Source organism: Duganella sp. P38 (assembly GCF_050859475.1).
Classification (GTDB): domain Bacteria; phylum Pseudomonadota; class Gammaproteobacteria; order Burkholderiales; family Burkholderiaceae_D; genus Rugamonas.
Map to the genome: position 1 here is coordinate 855,937 of NZ_CP193936.1, position 18,045 is coordinate 873,981.

Genomic DNA, 18,045 nt, shown 5'->3' on the forward strand with positions numbered 1-18,045 from the left:
ATCTTTAGGAGTGTGTATGAATCTCACCATCAGTGGACATCATCTCGAAGTGACCGCAGCTATTCGCGAATACGTGCAGAATAAACTGGAACGCGTCACCCGCCACTTTGATCAAGTGATTGATATTGCCGTCATCCTGACCGTAGATAACCTTAAAGAGAAAGAGAAACGCCAGAAGGCTGAAATCAACCTGCGTCTGTCCGGTAAAACCGTCTACGTGGAGAGCCTGTCGCAAGACCTGTACGCCGCCATCGATACACTGATCGATAAGCTCGACCGCCAGGTCATGAAATACAAAGCCAAAGTCCAGGGCCACGCCCGCGATGCGATCAAGCACATCCCGGAAAGCTACGAACCCGCCGCCGCCGTCTGACTGACGCTGCCGGCACCTGACGAAAGGGCGTCTGCACGGCGCCCTTTTTTGCGCCAATCCTGATAAACGATTTCCTAATAACGTGCAAGCTGCGTTGGTGTAAACGCAACGTGTGGTAAATCCTTATAGAGTTCTGTTGGTGAAAATGTTTTAATGAATCAGGTAAAACGTTTTACCAATAACTATAAAGAGAGACTGCCCGATGAACAAGCTGACGATCCGGCCGCTGAGCGCGGCCATTGCCTTGCTGTGCCTGTCCAACGCCTGGGCGCAGCAGGCACCGGCGGCCGACGCCAACACCGTGGTGGTGTCCGGCATCCGCAAATCCTACGCCGACGCCGTCAACATGAAGCGCGACACGCTGGAAATCACCGACAGCATTTCCTCCGACGGCCTCGGCCGCTTTCCGGACCTCAACGTCGGCGAGGCCATCCAGCGCATCCCCGGCGTGCAGCTGAACCGCGAGGCCGGCTCGCGCAACGCCACCATCAACCTGCGCGGCCTGCCGGGCACGTTCGCGCTGACGACGATTAACGGCATGTCGTTCGCGCAGCCGGTGCTGAACGGTTCGACGCCGCTGGGCGCGTTCAACTCGGACATCTTCAGCGCGGTGACGGTGCTGAAAAGCCCGACCGCCGCCGAGCAGCCGGGCGGCTTGAGCGGCAATATCGACTTGCGCATCACCTCGGCGCTGGCGCGCAAGGATGGTGGCAGCCTGTCGATCGGCGACGAGTATAACGAACTGGGCCACCTGAGCACGCCCAACGCCAGCGCCGCGTGGAATCGGCACTTCGGCAAGGACCTGGCGGTGTTTGGCGTCTACGCGTACAAGAAGGAGGATTTCCGCCGCGACTCGACGCAGGTACAGGATTACGACCAGCTGACCGCGGCCAACCTCGGCATCACGCAGGCGCAGTTCGACGCCCGCTATCCGAAAGCCGAATACGCCAAAGGCATCCTGTTCCCCGGGCAAATCCGCCAGACCGTCACCGCCAACACCGGCGACACGCACAGCGGCGCGGCCGGCGTCGGCTGGCGCATGAACAGCGAGGCCCGCCTCAACCTGACCGGCTATGTCAGCGACCGCAAGCTGGGCTCGTCCAACCAGTACCTGAACTATATCGACCCGACCGTCAACTCGCCGATCACCAACCTGGGGCCGGTCTTCTTCATCGACACGCCGACCGGCAAGCAGGCGATGATCAACTCCTACGACTACGCCAACGCCAGCATCACCGATTCGCTGCGCTCGGCGCCGCAACGCCAGCGCACCCACGGCCTGAGCGCCGATGTCGACTGGGAAAACGACGAGTGGCACGTCAACGGCGCGGTGCACAGCTCGCGCGCGGAAAACCGCCAGGACCAGCTGTCGATCGACATCGTGCAGTCGGCGCGCACGCTGCCCGGATCCAACGGCACTTATGGCCACTACTACTCGGGCGGCGACGATTTGCGCAACTCGGTGCTGACGCTGTTCACGCCGACGGCCGGCCACATCAATCCCGGCCCGTATGACCAGCGCCCCGGCACCTCGGTCACGCAGGCGCGCAACAACGGCAACGACCGCTTTGGCGTCACCGGCACCAACGGCCGCGCGCTGACCTCGGTGGACGCGGTGCAGGCCTTCGCCGAGCGCAGCTTCGAGGATGGCTTCTTCAAGTCGGTGAAGGCCGGCCTGCGCGCCGAGAAAAACGATTTCATCTCCAGCGGCACGCGCAACACGGCGCAGGGCATCAACTTCGCCGCGATCCAGCCCTCGCTGGCGATCGCCAATCCGTATCTGTCGACCTTCGGCGGCGGCTATATCCCGGGCTATACCAAGAATTGGGTGGCGGTCGACATCCCGGCCGTGCTGAACGCCGTCAAGCCGGTCACGGTGCTGCCGGGCCAGACGCTGACGCCATACGGCCTGGTCAACAACGACGCCGATCCGGGCTTCTCCTCGTACAACTTCTCGGTGCGCAACAAGATCGCTTCGGCCTATGTGTCGAGCATCTGGGGCGCCAGCGTGTGGGGCGTGCCGCTCAAAGGCAATCTCGGCGCGCGTTATGAAACCACGCGCGAAACGGTCGACTCGCTCGACACCAGCAACGTCACTGTCGCCATTCCCGGCGGCACCAAGGTGGTGACGACCAGGACGCCGCGCACCTTCGCGCAGCGCTATCACAACTTCCTGCCGTCGCTGGTGGCCAAGGCCGACCTGAGCGACAGGATCGCGCTGCGCGGCGCCGCCTACCGCAGCTTTGTGCGGCCGCAGCCGCGCGACATCACGCCGTCCACGGTGGTGACCGAACCGGCCACCGGCAGCGCCACGCCGACCTACAACGTGGTGCTCGGCAGCGCCGACCTGAAGCCGTACACCGCCAATTCCTTCGACCTGGCGCTGGAATGGTATAACCGCCCGAACGGCCTGGTGGCGCTGACGGCGTTCCAGAAGGACGTCAAGGGCCTGGTCGGCCCGGTGCGCGACGTCAATCGCCTGTGCCCGGCCGACGCGACCGCGCTGGGCCTGGGCCACCTGAGCATCGTCGGCAACAACTGCCTGAGCGATATCCTGGTCAACGTCGGCACGGCGGAGGCGCCGTCACTGCAGCCGGCGCGCGTGGTCATCACCGGCCAGACCAATCAGCAGAAGATCAAGGTGCAGGGCCTGGAACTGAACATCCAGCAGAACCTGGACTGGCTGCCGGCGCCATGGAACAACCTCGGCGGCGCCTTCAACTACGCCTACACCACCATCAAGGGCAAGAACGACGATGGCTCGGCGGCGACGCTGCCCGGCGTTTCCCGCAATAATTACAACCTCATCGCTTATTACGAGACCAAGGCCTGGGGCGTGCGCGCGGTGTACAACTACCGCGACGACTACGACCTGGCGGCCGGCGGCACCTTCAACGGCGCGGCGCGCTCGGTCAAGGCGCGCGGCCAGCTGGACATGTCGGCCAGCTACACGTTCGAGAACAACCTCAAGCTGTCGTTCGACGCGTTCAACATGACCAACTCGATGCGCGAGGAATACGAGGCGTCGTACCTGAAGCCGCGCCGCCTGGATGTCGACGGCCGCACTTATCAGGTCAAACTGAGCACGACTTTCTGACAGGAGCACCATGAAATTATTGATACCGTTACTGCTGGCCATTCCGCTGGCGCAGGCTTGCGAAGCGCCGCCGCCGGCGCGCAGCGACATCGAGGCCAACAGCTACTACTCGGACAGCAATCATTCAGTGATCGATCCGGTCAGGCGCGCGCAGAACATCGCCAACACCCGGCCGATCGAGGATTTCCTGGCGCACGTGGCGCAGGACGCCAACGGCCGCGACGCCGGCTGCGCGCTGACCTGGCTGGCCAGCTGGGGCGGGCAGAACGCCATGCTGGGCAAGCTGTCGAGCGAGCAGGCATACTACGTGCGCAAGTGGACGCTGAGCGGCATGGCGCTGAACTACGCGCGCGTGCGGCAGCAGGCCACACCGGCGCAGCGCGGCGTGATCGAAGGCTGGTTCAAGGCGCTGGCCGACGCCACCATCGCGCATTCCGACGCAAAAAGGGGCACGCGCAACAACCACTACTACTGGGAAGGCCTGGCGGTGACGGCGGTGGGCGGCGTCACCGGCGAGACGCGCTACCTGGACTGGGGGCGCAAGGTGTTGCAGCATGCGCTGGCGCAGATGGAGCCGGATGGCGCGCTGCCGGCCGAGATGGCGCGCGCGGTCAAGGCGCTGCACTATCAGGTCTACGCCGCCACGCCGCTGGTGATGATCGCCTCGATCCTGGACGTGCGCGACGCGCGCCTGGACACGCTGGTGGCGTTCACGGCGGCCGGCTCGGCCGACCCGTCCGGCATCGCCAGGCGCACCGGCTTCGAGCAGGAGCCGGTGGGCAGCCGCGAGGTGCTGACCATCTACAACCGCCACGTCGGCCGGCCGCCGCCGCCGGCCGGCAAGGCGCTGTGGCAGCCGCGCCTCGGCGGCGCGCTAGGCGTGCCGAATCCGCTGGAGCATCTGAAGTAGAATATTCGCATGAGCGTATATATCCATACCAGCGTTAGCAACGGCACTGGCTTGATCGTGCTGGACCGGCCCAAGGCCCTGAACTCCCTGTCCCTCGACATGGTGCGCGCGATTACGCAAGCGCTGCTGGCGTGGCGCGACGATGCGGCGGTGGCCGCCGTGGTGATCCGCAGCAGCAGTGACAAGGCCTTCTGCGCCGGCGGCGACATCCGCTTCTTCTACGAGGCGGGGCGCAGTACGCCGCAGCGCGGCAGCGCGCTGGTGGAGGATTTCTTCACCGAGGAATACGCGCTGAACCACCTGATCCACCGCTATCCCAAACCGTATATCGCGCTGATGGATGGCGTGGTGATGGGCGGCGGCATGGGCGTGGCGCAGGGCGGCATCCGCATCGTCACCGACAAGACCAGGATGGCGATGCCGGAAGTAAATATCGGCCTGTTCCCGGACGTCGGCGGCAGCTATTTCCTGCCGCGCGCGCCGGGGGCGCTGGGCTATTACCTCGGCGTCACCGGCGTGACCATCGGCGCCGCCGACGCGCTCTACGCCGGCCTGGCCGACCACTACGCGCCGCTGGCCGACCGCGCCGCGCTGGACGCGCTGCTGGCCGCGACGCCCGGCGCCGGCCTGGCGGCCGCGCTGGCCGCCTACGCCAGCTACAGCGCCGGCGACAGCACGCTGGCCGCGCACCGCGACGCCATCGACCGCCATTTCAGCGCCGGCTCGGTGCCGGCCATCGTCGCCTCGCTACAGGCCGACGGCGGCGATTTTGCGCAAAAGACGCTGGGCGTGATCGCCACCCGCTCGCCGCTGATGATGTGCGCCACGCACGAGCTGATCCGGCGCGGCGCCGAACTGGACCTGGCCGGCTGCCTGCGCATGGAGCGCGCGCTGGTGCGCCGCAACTTCGAAAACGGCGAAGTCATCGAAGGCGTGCGCGCGCTCGTCATCGACAAGGACAACGCGCCGCAATGGCAGCCGCCAAGGCTGGAAGAAGTCAGTGTAGCAATGGTGCAGGCGTTGTTCGAGCCCGTCTGGCCCGACTACGCCCACCCGCTGCGGCACCTGTGATTACTGTTCGCGGTGGCGCAGGACCACGCGTTCGGTGGCGTTGAAGTAGGCGGCCAGTTTTTCCGCCATGTAGACCGAGCGGTGCTGGCCGCCGGTGCAGCCGAGCGCCACCGTCAGGTAGCTGCGGTTGTCGGTCTTGAACGACGGCAGCCATTTTTCCACGAAGGCGCGGATGTCGTTGAGCATTTCGCCGGCGCTCGGCTGGGCGTCGAGGAAGTCGATCACCGGCGCGTCGCGGCCCGTCAGCGGGCGCAACGCCAGGTCGTAATACGGATTGGGCAGCGCCCGCACGTCGAACACGAAATCGGCGTCCATCGGCACGCCGAGCTTGAAGGCGAACGATTCGAAGAACAGCGTCAGCGGCGCGTGTTCGGTCAGCACCAGGTCCTTGATCCAGGCGCGCAGCTTGTTGGCGCTGAGTTCGGACGTGTCGAGCACATGGCCCAGCTGTTCGATGGCCGACAGCCGCTCGCGCTCCTCCATGATGCATTCGATCAGCGTGCGGCGCCCGGCCGGGTTCTGGCCCGGCCGCAGCTCGTGCGACAGCGGGTGGCTGCGGCGCGTTTCCGAGAAGCGCGCCACCAGCGAATGGGTGTTGGCCGTCAGGAACATCACCTTGACGTCGTGGCCGGCCTCGCGCAGCCGTTGCACATCGCCCGGCAGCGAGGCCAGCGATTCGGCGCTGCGGGCGTCGACCGCGACGGCCAGCGCCTGCAGCCCTTCGTCAGACAGGGTGTTGACCAGATGGGCGAGCAGGGCGGGCGGCAGGTTGTCGACGCAATAGTGTCCCGTGTCTTCGAGGACGTTGAGGGCGACGGATTTGCCGGAGCCGGAGATGCCGGTAATGAGTACGATGCGCATAATTGGCGATGATACCATCGCCGATTAGTCGCCGCTCATCGCTTGCCGCTGGCGTTCCATAAATTCTTGCAGCGTATCGATACCGCGCAGTTGCAGGATGGTGTTGCGCACGGCGGCCTCGAGCAGCACCGCGATGTTGCGGCCCGCCGCGACCGGAATCACCACCTTGCGGATCGGCAGGCCCAGCACGTCCTCGGTCGGGAACTGGAACGGCAGGCGTTCGACCTCTTCATCGGCCGCACCGCGGCGCACCAGGTGCACGATCAGCTTGAGCCGCATCTTGCGGCGCACGGCGGTTTCGCCAAAGATGGCCTTGATGTCCAGCAACCCCAGGCCGCGCACTTCCAGCAGGTTTTGCAGCAGCGCCGGGCAGCGGCCCTCGATCATATTGGGCGCGATGCGCGAGAATTCGACCGCGTCGTCGGCCACCAGGCCGTGCGAGCGCGAGATCAGCTCCAGGCCCAGCTCGCTCTTGCCGAGGCCGGAATCGCCGGTGATCAGCACGCCCACGCCCAGCACGTCCATGAACACGCCGTGCATGATGATGCGCTGGGCCAGCTTTTTCGACAGGTAGACGCGCAGGAAGTCGATCACCTGCGCCGCCGGCAGCGGCGTCGAGAACAGCGGGATGTTTTTCTCGTCGCAGATGGCGAGGATGTCGGGCGGCGTCTCCAGGCCCTGGGCGACGATCAGCGCCGGCGGGCTGCCGGCGATCAGCTCGCCGATGACGTGGGCGCGCGTCAGCGACTTCAGGCGCTGGTAGTAATTGATTTCCTGGTGGCCGAAGACCTGGATGCGGCCCGGGTGGATGGTGTTCAGGTGGCCCACCTGGTCGGCGGCCGAGGCGACGTCGCCGGAGATCAGGCGCTCGCCGCCGGGGAAGCCGGCAAACCAGCCGAGCTGTAGAACTTTCGCGATTGTCATCGTAGAGCCGTTGGATCGTCAGCGGAGTTTGCAGCATGGGCGTCTGTATAAAAAGTGCTTAACCGGCAGCTTGCAGGCTCGGCAGCCAGTTGATGATGCGCGAGTGCACCGAGTGCGGATCGGTGTCGGTGCTCAGCGCGGTACGGAAGGCGTCGTCCGAGAACATCTCGGCGATCTCGGACAGGATCTCCAGGTGCTGCTGGGTCACGTGGTCCGGGATCAGCAGGAAGAACAGCAGGTTGACCGGCTTGCCGTCGGGCGACTCGAACGGAATCGGCTCGGCCAGGCGGACAAACGCGGCCAGCGGCGTCTTCAGGCTCTTCATGCCCTTGATACGGCCGTGCGGCACGGCGACGCCATGGCCCAGGCCGGTCGAACCGAGGCGCTCGCGCGCGAACAGATTGTCCGAGACGGTGGAGCGGGCGATGCCGCAGTTGTTTTCGAAGATCAGGCCAGCTTGCTCGAAGGCGCGTTTTTTACTGGACACTTCCAGGTCGAGCAACACGTTTTCGAGAGAGAGTATTTTGCTAAGGTTGTTCATAGTACGACGTCTGATGTTGCAACGCACAAGGGTGGCATGCGAGCAGAATTATAGGCTTGTTTCTGCGCCGTGTAACATGAAATCGCTCGTGCCGCGGTGGCAAGCCACGGTGGTAAAAATGCATTCCAGAAAGAATCGCTATTTCTGAACAGGAAAGCCTGAAAACACCCGACGTTTGCTTGGAGCCGGGGCGGTTTTTCCGTTTTTTTACGTGTTGTTCGACCTGCGGGGTCGTATGACGTGTTCACCACGCTGAACACATCATACGCCGGTTTGCTGATCTTTGATTGAAAAAATAAACACGTTTATTGACGTGCGCCACGCAGGTTGGGCGGTTTCTGTGCTGTGCTGAAGTTGCTGCGCCAGGGATTGATGTCCAGCCCGCCGCGCCGGGTGTAGCGCGCGTACACCGCCAGCTGCGCCGGCTGGCACTGGCGCAGGATGTCGACGAAGATGCGCTCGACGCACTGCTCGTGGAACTCGTTGTGCTCGCGGAAGCCGATCAGGTACTTCAGCAGGCTTTCCTGGTCGATCTGCGGACCGCTGTAGTGGATCTGCACGCTGGCCCAGTCCGGCTGGCCGGTGACCAGGCAGTTCGATTTCAGCAGGTGCGACACCAGCTTTTCCTCGACTGGTTCCTCGTCGTGCGCGGCCTTGAGCAGGTCCGGCGACGGGCTGTAGTGGTCGACCTCGATGTCGAGGCGGTCCAGCAGCAGGCCGTCCAGTTCGCCCATCTCGACCATGCCGAATTCTTCCGGCTGGGTCAGCAGCACGTGGACGTTGGCGCCGGCCGCGTCCGACAGGTCCTGTTGCAGCAAGGTCTTCAGCGCCACCACGTTGTCCAGCCGGGTCTGGTTGAACGAGTTCAGGTACAGCTTGAACGACTTCGATTCGATGATGTTGGGCGAGTCGGACGGGAAGGTGATGCGGGCGATCGCCACCTGCGGCTTGCCGCGCTGGTTCAGCCACGAGATTTCATAGGCGTTCCAGATATCGACGCCGAAGAACGGCAGCGTGCCCGACAAGCCCAGCTCGTCGCGCTTGCCCTGGCGCGGAATCGGGAACAGCAGTTCCGGCGCGTAATCGGTGCGGTAGGCGGAAGTTTTCCCCAACGGGGACTGGTCGGCGGTATTGGTCATGGTGCGCGGGACGGAGATGAAGTAAGCCGCATTGTAACGCGGGCGGGCCGGGCCTGTCGGCGCCCGTGCCCGCGCCGGCCTCAGCCGAGGAACAGCTGATAGACCGGGTTGCTGCTCTCGTCCCAGTAGCGGTAGCCCAGCGTCGCCAGGAACCGGGCGAAGTCGCTCATCTCCTCCGGCGGCACTTGCAGGCCGATAACGATGCGGCCGACGTCGCCGCCCTGGCTGCGGTAATGGCACAGCGAGATATTCCAGTTCGGCGCCATCGAGTCGAGGAAGCGCATCAGCGCGCCCGGCCGTTCGGGGAACTCGAAGCGGTACAGCAGCTCGTTGCTGGCCAGCGGACTCTTGCCGCCGACCAGGTGGCGCAAGTGGGTCTTGGCCAGCTCGTCGTGGGTCAGGTCCAGCGCCTTGAAGCCGTGTTCCTCGAAGCGGCGCGCCAGCGCGCCGGACTCGTTGCGGTCGGCGATCTGCACGCCGCAGAACACGTGGGCGTCGTCCTTGTCGGAGATGCGGTAGGTGAACTCGGTGACGTTGCGTCCGCCGACCAGCTGGCAGAAGCGCTTGAAGCCGCCGCGCTGCTCGGGCAGCGTGACGGCAAACAGCGCCTCGCGCGCCTCGCCCAGCTCGGCGCGTTCGGCCACGAAGCGCAGGCGATCGAAATTCATACTGGCGCCGCTGGCGATGGTGATCAGCGTTTCGTTCCGGATCGGGTCCCGGGTCAGCGCGGCGCGCTCGACATAGGCCTTGGCGCCGGCGATGGCCAGCGCGCCGGACGGCTCCAGGATCGAGCGCGTATCGGTGAACACATCCTTGATGGCGGCCGAGACGGCGTCGGTATCGACCAGGATCACATCATCGACGTACAACTGGGCCAGGCGGAAAGTCTCCTCGCCGGCCAGGCGCACGGCGGTGCCGTCGGCGAACAGGCCGACATCGGACAGCGTGACGCGCTCGCCGGCCTTGAGGCTGCGCGCCATGGCGTCGGAATCGAGCGACTGCACGCCGATGATCCGGATGTCCGGGCGGATCTGCTTGACGTACGCGGCGATGCCGGCGATCAGGCCGCCGCCGCCGATCGGCACGAAGATCGCGTGGATCGGGCCGGAATGCTGGCGCAGGATCTCCATGCCGATGGTGCCCTGGCCGGCGATCACATCCGGATCATCGAACGGATGGACGAAGGTCAGCTTCTGTTGCTGCTCCAGCGTCAGCGCATGGTTATAGGCATCGGTATAGGACTCGCCGTGCAGCACCACCTCGACATCGGCGCCGCCGCGCGCCTTGACCGCGTCGACCTTCACCTGCGGCGTGGTGGTGGGCATCACGATGACGGCGCGGCAGCCCATGCGGGCGGCGGACAGGGCCACGCCCTGGGCATGGTTGCCGGCCGAGGCGCAAATCACGCCGCGCTTGCGTTGCGCGTCGCTCAAGTGGGCCATCTTGTTATAGGCGCCGCGAATCTTGAAGCTGAACACGCTCTGCATGTCCTCGCGCTTGAAATAAATGCGGTTCTCGAAGCGCTGCGACAGGGTCGGCGCGAGCTCCAGCGGGGTTTCATCAGCCACGTCATAGACGCGGGCGGTCAGTACTTTCTTCAGATAGTCGGTAGTCATAGTCTGCAAACAAGTTAAAACCTGGGATGTCGGTGGGCTGCGATGCTAACTATCCGGCGGGTGACCGGGGGGAGCAGGGGCGCTGATGCCGGCGGGATGGGCCGGCATCGGACTGTTCAATCGTGCGGTGTGGACTCATTATAATGGCTGCTTTCTTTTCCGCCCAATAATGCCATGATCGAATCCGCCATTGCCTGGCTGCTGCACGTGCTCGCCGCGCCCGAGGTGGGGCTGACGTCGGTGTTTGTCATTAGCCTGGTGTCGGCCACGCTGGTGCCGCTGGGCTCGGAACCGGCGGTGTTTGCGGTGATTAAGGCCAATCCGGCCATGTTCTGGAGCGCGATCCTGGTGGCCACCGTCGGCAATACCATCGGCGGCGCCATCGATTACTACATGGGCTGGCAGGCCAAGCAGACGTTTGCCAAGGAGCGCAAGAGCCGCTGGTTCCATTGGCTGGAGCGCTATGGCGCCAAGACCATGCTGCTGGCCTGGCTGCCCGGCATCGGCGATCCGCTGTGCACGCTGGGCGGCTGGCTGCGCTTGCCGTTCTGGCCCAGCCTGGCCTATATGGCGGTCGGCAAATTCCTGCGCTACCTGACCATGACCACCGTGCTGTTGTACGTGCCGGACGGTGTGTGGCACCGCATCGGACAAATGATGGGCTAATTTGGTGCAACTTATCATATTGCCGCATAAGCTTATGCGTGAATTTCATTCCGTGTGCGCCTTGTATTTGGCATGTTATTGCTCGGCCATGGGGGTGTTTTCGAATTTTTAGCGGTTTCCGTGCCGCTTCAGAGCCCCTCGGCCACCTAAGGCTGTTCCCGCGTGGTGCGCCGCAATAGGCTAGAATGACCCTCCCGGTGTCTGTCTATAGTGTCTGCATAATGAACGCCCCTGCACAAATTCAAGCTTTGCTGGCGGAAACGCCCCACGGTCCGGAGGCCCAGCGCCTGCGGGAAATTCCTTACAACTACACGTCGTTTTCCGATCGCGAGATCGTGATTCGCCTGCTGGGTGAGGAGTCGTGGTCGCTGCTGGACGCGCTGCGCGGCGCGCGCCAGACCGGCCGTTCGGCGCGCATGCTGTACGAGGTGCTGGGCGATATCTGGGCGGTGCGCCGCAACCCGTATTTGCAGGATGACCTGCTGGATAACCCGAAGCGCCGCCAGGAACTGATCAACGCGCTGCATCACCGCCTGGCCGAGGTGGACAAGCGCCGCCTCAGCGTCGACGAGGCCGAGCAGGATGAGGCGGCCGGCCAGCGCAGCGCCAACGTGGTCAGGCTGCTGCGCGCAGCCAGCAAGGCCGTGGCCGACTTCGGCGAGGAATTCAAGCAGGTCTACGATTTGCGCAAGCGCACCACCAAGGTGCTGGGCCGCTACACCGACAAGCACAATATCTGCTTCGACGGCATGAAGCGCATCAGCCACGTGACCGACGCCACCGACTGGCGCGTCGAGTATCCATTCGTGGTGCTGACGCCCGATAGCGAAGAGGAAATGGCCGGCCTGGTCAAAGGCTGTATCGAACTCGGCCTGACCATCATCCCGCGCGGCGGCGGCACCGGCTACACCGGCGGCGCGATTCCGCTGACGCCGATGTCGGCCGTCATCAACACCGAGAAGCTGCTCAACATGGGCGCGGTCGAGATGAAGGTGCTGCCCGGCCTGGACAAGGAATACGCCACCATCTACACCGGCGCCGGCGTCATCACCAATAAAGTCTCCGAGGCCGCCGAGAAGGCCGGCTTCGTGTTCGCGGTCGATCCGACCTCGGCCCACGCTTCCTGCATCGGCGGCAATATCGCCATGAACGCCGGCGGCAAGAAGGCGGTGCTGTGGGGCACGGCGCTGGACAACCTCGCCTCGTGGCGCATGGTCGATCCGAACGGCGACTGGCTGGAAGTCACCCGCCTCGACCACAACCTGTCGAAGATCCACGATACGCCGCTGGCCCGTTTCCAGCTGGAGTGGACCCATCCGACCGCCAAAGGCGAGGCCAAGGGCGCGCCGTTCAAGACCGAGGTGCTGGAAATCGCCGGCCGCGTGTTCCGCAAGGAAGGCCTGGGCAAGGACGTCACCGATAAATTCCTGGCCGGCCTGCCGGGCATCCAGAAAGAGGGCACGGACGGCCTGATCACGTCGGCGCGCTGGATTCTGCACAAGATGCCGAAGTTCACCCGCACCGTCTGCCTGGAGTTCTTCGGCCAGGCGCGCGATGCGATTCCATCGATCGTGGAAATCAAGGATTACCTCGACGGCCTGCCGGCCAAGGGCGCCGAGTTCGCCACGCTGCGCCTCGCCGGCCTGGAGCACCTGGACGAGCGCTACCTGCGCGCGGTCGGCTACGCCACCAAATCGAAACGCGGCGTGCTGCCGAAGATGGCGCTGTTTGGCGATATCGTTGGCGATGATGAAAACGCCGTGGCGCTGGCCGCGTCGGAAGTGGTGCGCCTGGCCAACACCCGTGTTGGCGAGGGCTTTGTCGCCGTCACCCCGGAAACCCGCAAGAAATTCTGGCTGGACCGCGCCCGCACCGCCGCCATCGCCAAGCACACCAACGCCTTCAAGATCAACGAGGACGTGGTGATTCCGCTCAACCGCATGGGCGAGTACACCGACGGCATCGAGCGCATCAACGTCGAACTGTCGATCAGGAACAAGCTGCAGCTGGTCGAAGCGTTGCAGGACTTCTTCGCCGCCGGCAATCTGCCGATCGGCAAGAGCGATGATGCCGACGACAGCGTCGGCGACGCCGAAATGCTGGGCGACCGCCAACAGCAAGCCGAAGCGCTGCTGGCGCAAGTGCACGCGCGCTGGACCTATCTGCTGGCCGAACTGGACAAGCCGCTGGCCGCCATTACCGGCGAACTGTCCGCCCACGGCCTCGACCGCCTGCTGCCGGTCTTCGAAGAGCGCCTGAAGGCGCAGCCGGACGCCACGCTGTTCGATGTGGTGCAGGACCGCACCATCCGCGTCACGTGGAAGCAGGAAATCCGCGCGCAATTGCGCCAGATCTTCAACGGCGCCGCCTACAAGCTGATCCTCGATGAAGCCACCGCCATTCACAAGCGCGTGCTGCGCGGCCGCGTGTTTGTCGCGTTGCACATGCACGCCGGCGACGGCAACGTCCACACCAATCTGCCGGTTAACTCCGACCACTACGAGATGCTGCAACTGGCGCACCAGGCCGTCGCGCGCATCATGACGCTGGCGCGTTCGCTGAACGGCGTCATCTCGGGCGAGCACGGCATCGGCATCACCAAGCTGGAATTCCTGCAGGAGGACGAGATCGGCCCGTTCCGCGAGTACAAGCTGCGCGTCGACCCGGAAGGCCGCTTCAACAAGGGCAAGCTGCTGAATCTGGAAGGCATGGAAGCCGACCTGCGCAACGCCTACACGCCGTCGTTCGGCCTGATGGGGCACGAATCGCTGATCATGCAGCAAAGCGATATCGGCGCCATCGCCAACAGCGTCAAGGACTGCCTGCGCTGCGGCAAGTGCAAGCCGGTGTGCTCGACCCACGTGCCGCGCGCCAACCTGCTGTACTCGCCGCGCGACAAGATCCTGGCCACCTCGTCGCTGATCGAAGCCTTCCTGTACGAAGAGCAAACCCGCCGCGGCATCTCGATCAAGCACTGGGAAGAGTTCGAGGACGTGGCCGATCACTGCACCATCTGCCATAAATGCGTGACGCCCTGTCCGGTCAACATCGACTTCGGCGACGTGTCGATGAATATGCGCAACCTGCTGCGCAAGATGGACAAGAAGTCCTTCAATCCGGGCAAGGCGGCGGCGATGTTCTATCTGAACGCCACCGACCCGGCCACCATCAACGCCACCCGCGCGGCGATGGTCGGCCTCGGCTACAAGGCGCAGCGCCTGGGCAATGACATCCTGAAGAAATTCGCCAAGAAGCAGACCAAGGCGCTGCCGCCAACCGTCGGCAAGCCGCCGGTGCGCGAGCAGGTGATTCACTTCATCAACAAGAAAATGCCGGGCAACCTGCCGAAGAAAACCGCGCGCGCGCTGCTCGATATCGAGGACGACAAGGTTATCCCGATCATCCGCAATCCGAAGGCCACCAATGCCGATACGGAAGCGGTGTTCTACTTCCCGGGCTGCGGTTCGGAGCGCCTGTTCTCGCAGGTGGGCCTGGCCACGCAGGCGATGCTGTGGGAAGTCGGTGTGCAGACCGTGCTGCCGCCGGGCTATCTGTGCTGCGGCTACCCGCAACGCGGCTCGGGCCAGTACGACAAGGCCGACAAGATGATGACGGACAACCGCGTGCTGTTCCACCGCATGGCCAACACGCTCAACTATCTGGACATCAAGACGGTGCTGGTGTCGTGCGGTACCTGCTACGACCAGCTGGCCACCTACGAGTTCGACAAGATCTTCCCCGGCTGTCGCATCATGGACATCCACGAGTATCTGCTGGAGAAGGGCGTCAAGCTGGAAGGCGTGACCGGCACCCGCTATATGTATCACGAGCCGTGCCACACGCCGATGAAGCTGCAGGAGGCCACCAAGACCGTCAACGGCCTGATTGCCACCCACGACAACGTCAAGATCGAGAAGAACGACCGCTGCTGCGGCGACTCGGGCACGCTGATGGTGGCGCGTCCGGACATTTCGACGCAGGTGCGCTTCCGCAAGGAAGAGGAAGTCATCAAGGGCGCCGACAAGCTGCGCGCCGATGGCTTCGATGGCGAGGTCAAGATTCTGACCAGCTGCCCGGCCTGCCTGGGCGGCGTCTCGCGCTACAGCGAGGATGCCGGCACCACCGCCGATTACATCGTGGTGGAGATCGCCAAGCATCTGCTGGGCGAGAACTGGATGCCGGAGTATGTGAAGCGCGCCAATGATGGCGGCATTGAACGGGTATTGGTGTAACGATGACGTGCGATCTGTGCAATTTGCTGGCGGCGCCGGGCGCCGCCCTGATCTGGGGCGATGACCGTTTGTCCGTGGTGGCCGTGGATGAGGCCGAGTATCCGGGCTTCACGCGCGTGGTGTGGCATGCCCACGTCAAGGAGATGACCGATCTGCCGGCCGCCGACCGCACGCGCGTGATGGACGTGGTGTGGGCGGTGGAGTCCGCCCAGCGCGAGGTTTTTGCCCCCGAAAAAATCAATTTGGCCAGTTTTGGTAATATGACGCCGCACGTGCATTGGCACGTTATCCCGCGTTACCGCGATGATGCGCACTTCCCCAACCCGACCTGGGCTGTGGCGCAGAGGGCATCGTCGGCGGAGGTACTGGCGGCGCGTCGCGCGCTGCTGCCGGCATTGCACGCGGCCATCGTCGAGAAAGTGAAAGCATTATGAGCAAACCTGTCCCTACCGGCCTGACGGTCCACAACAAGTCCCGCGTACTCGATATTGAGTTTGACGACGGCAAGTCGTTTTCGATTCCGTTCGAGCTGCTGCGCGTGTATTCGCCGTCGGCGGAGGTGATGGGACATGGTCCGGGCCAGGAGGTGCTGCAAGTGGGCAAGCGCGAAGTGGGCATCGCTGGCATTGAGCCGGTAGGCAACTACGCGGTGCAGCCGACGTTCTCGGATGGCCATAACACCGGCATCTTCACCTGGGACTATCTGTACAAGCTGGGCAGCGAAAAAGATGTGCTGTGGGATGGCTATATGCGCCGCCTGCACGAAGCCGGCTTCGAAGGCGACACCGGCCGGGAAACCGGAACGGCACTGTCGTTCGCGCCGGTGGCCCAGCAGGGCGGTGGCGGTGGTTGCGGCAGCGGCAGCTGCGGCTGCAAAAGCTAATCCGTCAGCTGATCCCGCATCACATACAACACCCGCGCCCGCGCCCACGGTGACAACAGCCGCAACTTTTCAACACTGAAAGTCAGCGGCTTGTCGAAGTGAGGCGGGATCGGCGCAGTTTTGATTTTCGCCAATATGTCGGCCACAGGCGATTCTGCAAGACGCCGTTTTCTCTCTTCTCGCTCGACCATAGTCGCAGCCCGAAATTCATCGAGCTCCGCCTTGCTCTCAGGATCAATTTCCGGAATATCGATATCAGAGGGAATTTCCACGCCACAAAGTTTCATGGCTATTCTCCATTAGTTGAAAGGGCGTCACCGGCTCAGGAAGCATATGCATGCCATCGTTAAACAATATGCGCATCAGCCTGAGCTTATTCGCGTTTGCAATGTTTGCGCAGTCCCAAGTCAGTAATATGTCGCAGTTGCTAAGGGTCGCGCAGGCAATATGCTCAGCTGCTCTTCGCGCTTTAGCGTTTAGACCACCACCGCTAATGAGAAGTTCCCTGACGCTTTCCATTCTTGCGCCAGATCGATGCCGTGCAATATGCTGAATGGCGCCAATTCTCTGCGCCACGCGCAGCGGATCGCCTGCGTGTATTTCATCATGAACATAGTCGGAAACGAACAGGTACTGGGGATCGCAGCGGGTGTGCCATCAGAGTTGAGTGCGTTGCTGGCACGCGCGGGTGATGGGATTGGCGCTGGGCGGGTCGGTCAGGTGACAGATGACCGATGTTTCAAGGTAGATGGTGTGCATGATGCCCTCGCTGGCTGAGCTGCCAGCGTAGGCGGCTCAGCCAACGGGAGCTTTAGATGGATCAAACTTACTTCGGTTGCCAGGTCCACACGCGGCTGGCGATATTGACCTGCCTCGGGATCAGCTTCTGCTGGTAGAACAGGTCCGCCACGCGCTGCTGGTTGGCGGCGATCTCCGGCGTCACCGGCGTCGCGCCGAAGCGCGAGCGGCCCATCCACGTGGCCACGATATCGGCCGGCACGCCGGTCTGCTGCGTGAGCAGCGCGCTGACTTCCTTCGGATGCTCGCTCGCCCACTTGCCGCCCTGGCGCACCTGCTCCAGCAGCGCCGCCACCAGCTGCGGCGACTCCTTCGCAAATTTGCTCGACGCCAGATAGAAGCCATTCGCCAGCGGCAGGCCGGTGTAATCCGCCAGCAAACGCGCCTGATACGCCTTCTGCGCTGACGCCAGATACGGGTCCCACACCACCCACGCATCGATGCCTCCGCTGACAAACGCCGCCCGCGCGTCCGATGGCGACAGGAAGATCGGCGTAATATCGCCGATCTTCAAGCCAGCCTTCTGCAAGGCGGAAGCCAGCAGGAAGTGCGAGCCCGAACCCTTCTGAAACGCCACGCGCTTGCCTTTCAAATCGGCCACCGCCCGTATCTTCGAATCCTTGGGCACGATGATCGCCTCGCTGTTGACCGGCGCCGGCTCCGCGCCCACGTACAGCAGATCGACGCCGCCGGCCTGCGCGAATATCGGCGGTGGCGCGCCGGTGCTGCCGAAATCGATGCTGCCGGCGTTCAGCGCCTCCAGCATTTGCGGACCGGCCGGGAATTCTATCCACTTGAGCTGATGGCCCGGCAGCGTCACGCCCTGCGTCTTCATCATGCTGAGCAAGCCGGAACCCTTTTGAAAGCCGATTCGTATCTCGGCCGCCGACGACAGCAGCGGCACGGCCAACAGTAAGCAAAACCATTTTTTCAT

Annotated in this window: 14 protein-coding genes and 1 pseudogene; 8 read left to right on the top strand and 7 right to left on the bottom strand. The window is 63.8% G+C overall.

All coding sequences use genetic code 11. The features are described 5' to 3' along the window. The first annotated feature begins 16 nt into the window (after positions 1-16). The 4 genes from hpf to ACRQ5J_RS03930 all read left to right on the top strand — a co-directional run bounded on the left by hpf (position 17) and on the right by ACRQ5J_RS03930 (position 5,451). Positions 17-373, top strand: coding sequence for a ribosome hibernation-promoting factor, HPF/YfiA family (gene hpf / locus ACRQ5J_RS03915; protein WP_432381211.1), 357 nt, complete (start codon positions 17-19; stop codon positions 371-373). 202 nt (positions 374-575) lie between these two features. Further along, on the top strand, positions 576-3,470 hold the full coding sequence (locus tag ACRQ5J_RS03920) for a TonB-dependent receptor (RefSeq protein ID WP_432381212.1): 2,895 nt from the start codon (positions 576-578) through the stop codon (positions 3,468-3,470). A 10-nt stretch (positions 3,471-3,480) separates the two neighbouring features. Next, complete coding sequence (locus tag ACRQ5J_RS03925) at positions 3,481-4,380, top strand: alginate lyase family protein (RefSeq protein ID WP_432381213.1); 900 nt, start codon at positions 3,481-3,483, stop codon at positions 4,378-4,380. 9 nt (positions 4,381-4,389) lie between these two features. Further along, positions 4,390-5,451, top strand: coding sequence for an enoyl-CoA hydratase/isomerase family protein (locus ACRQ5J_RS03930; RefSeq protein ID WP_432381214.1), 1,062 nt, complete (start codon positions 4,390-4,392; stop codon positions 5,449-5,451). On the opposite strand, the gene rapZ is transcribed toward ACRQ5J_RS03930, so the two are convergent. The 5 genes and pseudogenes from rapZ to ilvA form a co-directional block, all read right to left on the bottom strand. Further along, a complete protein-coding gene (rapZ, locus tag ACRQ5J_RS03935) occupies positions 5,452-6,312 on the bottom strand; it encodes an RNase adapter RapZ (protein ID WP_432381215.1) in 861 nt (286 codons plus the stop codon). It lies immediately after the preceding gene. A 24-nt stretch (positions 6,313-6,336) separates the two neighbouring features. Beyond that, positions 6,337-7,273 (bottom strand): annotated as a pseudogene (gene hprK, locus ACRQ5J_RS03940) (HPr(Ser) kinase/phosphatase). 21 nt (positions 7,274-7,294) lie between these two features. Further along, positions 7,295-7,777: a PTS sugar transporter subunit IIA gene (locus ACRQ5J_RS03945; RefSeq protein ID WP_432381216.1), complete on the bottom strand. Its 483-nt coding sequence runs from the start codon at positions 7,775-7,777 to the stop codon at positions 7,295-7,297. A 305-nt stretch (positions 7,778-8,082) separates the two neighbouring features. Continuing rightward, positions 8,083-8,916 (bottom strand): NADPH-dependent 7-cyano-7-deazaguanine reductase QueF, encoded by an 834-nt coding sequence (queF, locus tag ACRQ5J_RS03950; RefSeq protein WP_432381217.1) that lies wholly within the window; start codon positions 8,914-8,916, stop codon positions 8,083-8,085. A gap of 80 nt (positions 8,917-8,996) precedes the next feature. After that, positions 8,997-10,532 (bottom strand): threonine ammonia-lyase, biosynthetic, encoded by a 1,536-nt coding sequence (gene ilvA, locus ACRQ5J_RS03955; protein WP_432381218.1) that lies wholly within the window; start codon positions 10,530-10,532, stop codon positions 8,997-8,999. A gap of 174 nt (positions 10,533-10,706) precedes the next feature. Here ilvA and ACRQ5J_RS03960 point away from each other — a divergent pair, with 174 nt between their 5' ends. The 4 genes from ACRQ5J_RS03960 to ACRQ5J_RS03975 all read left to right on the top strand — a co-directional run bounded on the left by ACRQ5J_RS03960 (position 10,707) and on the right by ACRQ5J_RS03975 (position 16,313). Beyond that, positions 10,707-11,198: a YqaA family protein gene (locus tag ACRQ5J_RS03960; protein ID WP_432381219.1), complete on the top strand. Its 492-nt coding sequence runs from the start codon at positions 10,707-10,709 to the stop codon at positions 11,196-11,198. Positions 11,199-11,419: 221 nt separating this feature from the next. After that, a complete protein-coding gene (locus ACRQ5J_RS03965; RefSeq protein WP_432381220.1) occupies positions 11,420-15,430 on the top strand; it encodes a DUF3683 domain-containing protein in 4,011 nt (1,336 codons plus the stop codon). 2 nt (positions 15,431-15,432) lie between these two features. Next, the gene (locus ACRQ5J_RS03970; RefSeq protein ID WP_432381221.1) at positions 15,433-15,864 is read left to right on the top strand and encodes an HIT family protein; all 432 of its coding nucleotides are present in this window, start codon (positions 15,433-15,435) and stop codon (positions 15,862-15,864) included. Further along, entirely contained in the window at positions 15,861-16,313 is a 453-nt protein-coding gene (locus ACRQ5J_RS03975) for a gamma-butyrobetaine hydroxylase-like domain-containing protein (RefSeq protein ID WP_432381222.1), read from the top strand. The genes ACRQ5J_RS03970 and ACRQ5J_RS03975 overlap by 4 nt, the downstream gene beginning before the upstream one ends. Here the strand turns inward: ACRQ5J_RS03975 and ACRQ5J_RS03980 are convergent. Continuing rightward, positions 16,310-16,600 carry a hypothetical protein gene (locus ACRQ5J_RS03980; RefSeq protein WP_432381223.1) on the bottom strand — a complete coding sequence of 97 codons (291 nt, stop codon included), beginning with the start codon at positions 16,598-16,600 and terminating at the stop codon, positions 16,310-16,312. The two genes, ACRQ5J_RS03975 and ACRQ5J_RS03980, sit on opposite strands and share 4 nt — an antisense overlap. 539 nt (positions 16,601-17,139) lie before the next feature. Continuing rightward, positions 17,140-18,045, bottom strand: coding sequence for a sulfonate ABC transporter substrate-binding protein (locus ACRQ5J_RS03985; protein ID WP_432381224.1), 906 nt, complete (start codon positions 18,043-18,045; stop codon positions 17,140-17,142).

What these genes read in the sequence shown, in the direction of transcription:
- hpf (WP_432381211.1), top strand. Translation starts at nt 17, where the DNA reads ATGAATCTCACCATCAGTGGACATCATCTCGAAGTGACCGCAGCTATT.
- ACRQ5J_RS03920 (WP_432381212.1), top strand. Translation starts at nt 576, where the DNA reads ATGAACAAGCTGACGATCCGGCCGCTGAGCGCGGCCATTGCCTTGCTG.
- ACRQ5J_RS03925 (WP_432381213.1), top strand. Translation starts at nt 3,481, where the DNA reads ATGAAATTATTGATACCGTTACTGCTGGCCATTCCGCTGGCGCAGGCT.
- ACRQ5J_RS03930 (WP_432381214.1), top strand. Translation starts at nt 4,390, where the DNA reads ATGAGCGTATATATCCATACCAGCGTTAGCAACGGCACTGGCTTGATC.
- rapZ (WP_432381215.1), bottom strand. Translation starts at nt 6,312, where the DNA reads ATGCGCATCGTACTCATTACCGGCATCTCCGGCTCCGGCAAATCCGTC.
- ACRQ5J_RS03945 (WP_432381216.1), bottom strand. Translation starts at nt 7,777, where the DNA reads ATGAACAACCTTAGCAAAATACTCTCTCTCGAAAACGTGTTGCTCGAC.
- queF (WP_432381217.1), bottom strand. Translation starts at nt 8,916, where the DNA reads ATGACCAATACCGCCGACCAGTCCCCGTTGGGGAAAACTTCCGCCTAC.
- ilvA (WP_432381218.1), bottom strand. Translation starts at nt 10,532, where the DNA reads ATGACTACCGACTATCTGAAGAAAGTACTGACCGCCCGCGTCTATGAC.
- ACRQ5J_RS03960 (WP_432381219.1), top strand. Translation starts at nt 10,707, where the DNA reads ATGATCGAATCCGCCATTGCCTGGCTGCTGCACGTGCTCGCCGCGCCC.
- ACRQ5J_RS03965 (WP_432381220.1), top strand. Translation starts at nt 11,420, where the DNA reads ATGAACGCCCCTGCACAAATTCAAGCTTTGCTGGCGGAAACGCCCCAC.
- ACRQ5J_RS03970 (WP_432381221.1), top strand. Translation starts at nt 15,433, where the DNA reads ATGACGTGCGATCTGTGCAATTTGCTGGCGGCGCCGGGCGCCGCCCTG.
- ACRQ5J_RS03975 (WP_432381222.1), top strand. Translation starts at nt 15,861, where the DNA reads ATGAGCAAACCTGTCCCTACCGGCCTGACGGTCCACAACAAGTCCCGC.
- ACRQ5J_RS03980 (WP_432381223.1), bottom strand. Translation starts at nt 16,600, where the DNA reads ATGAAACTTTGTGGCGTGGAAATTCCCTCTGATATCGATATTCCGGAA.
- ACRQ5J_RS03985 (WP_432381224.1), bottom strand. Translation starts at nt 18,045, where the DNA reads ATGAAAAAATGGTTTTGCTTACTGTTGGCCGTGCCGCTGCTGTCGTCG.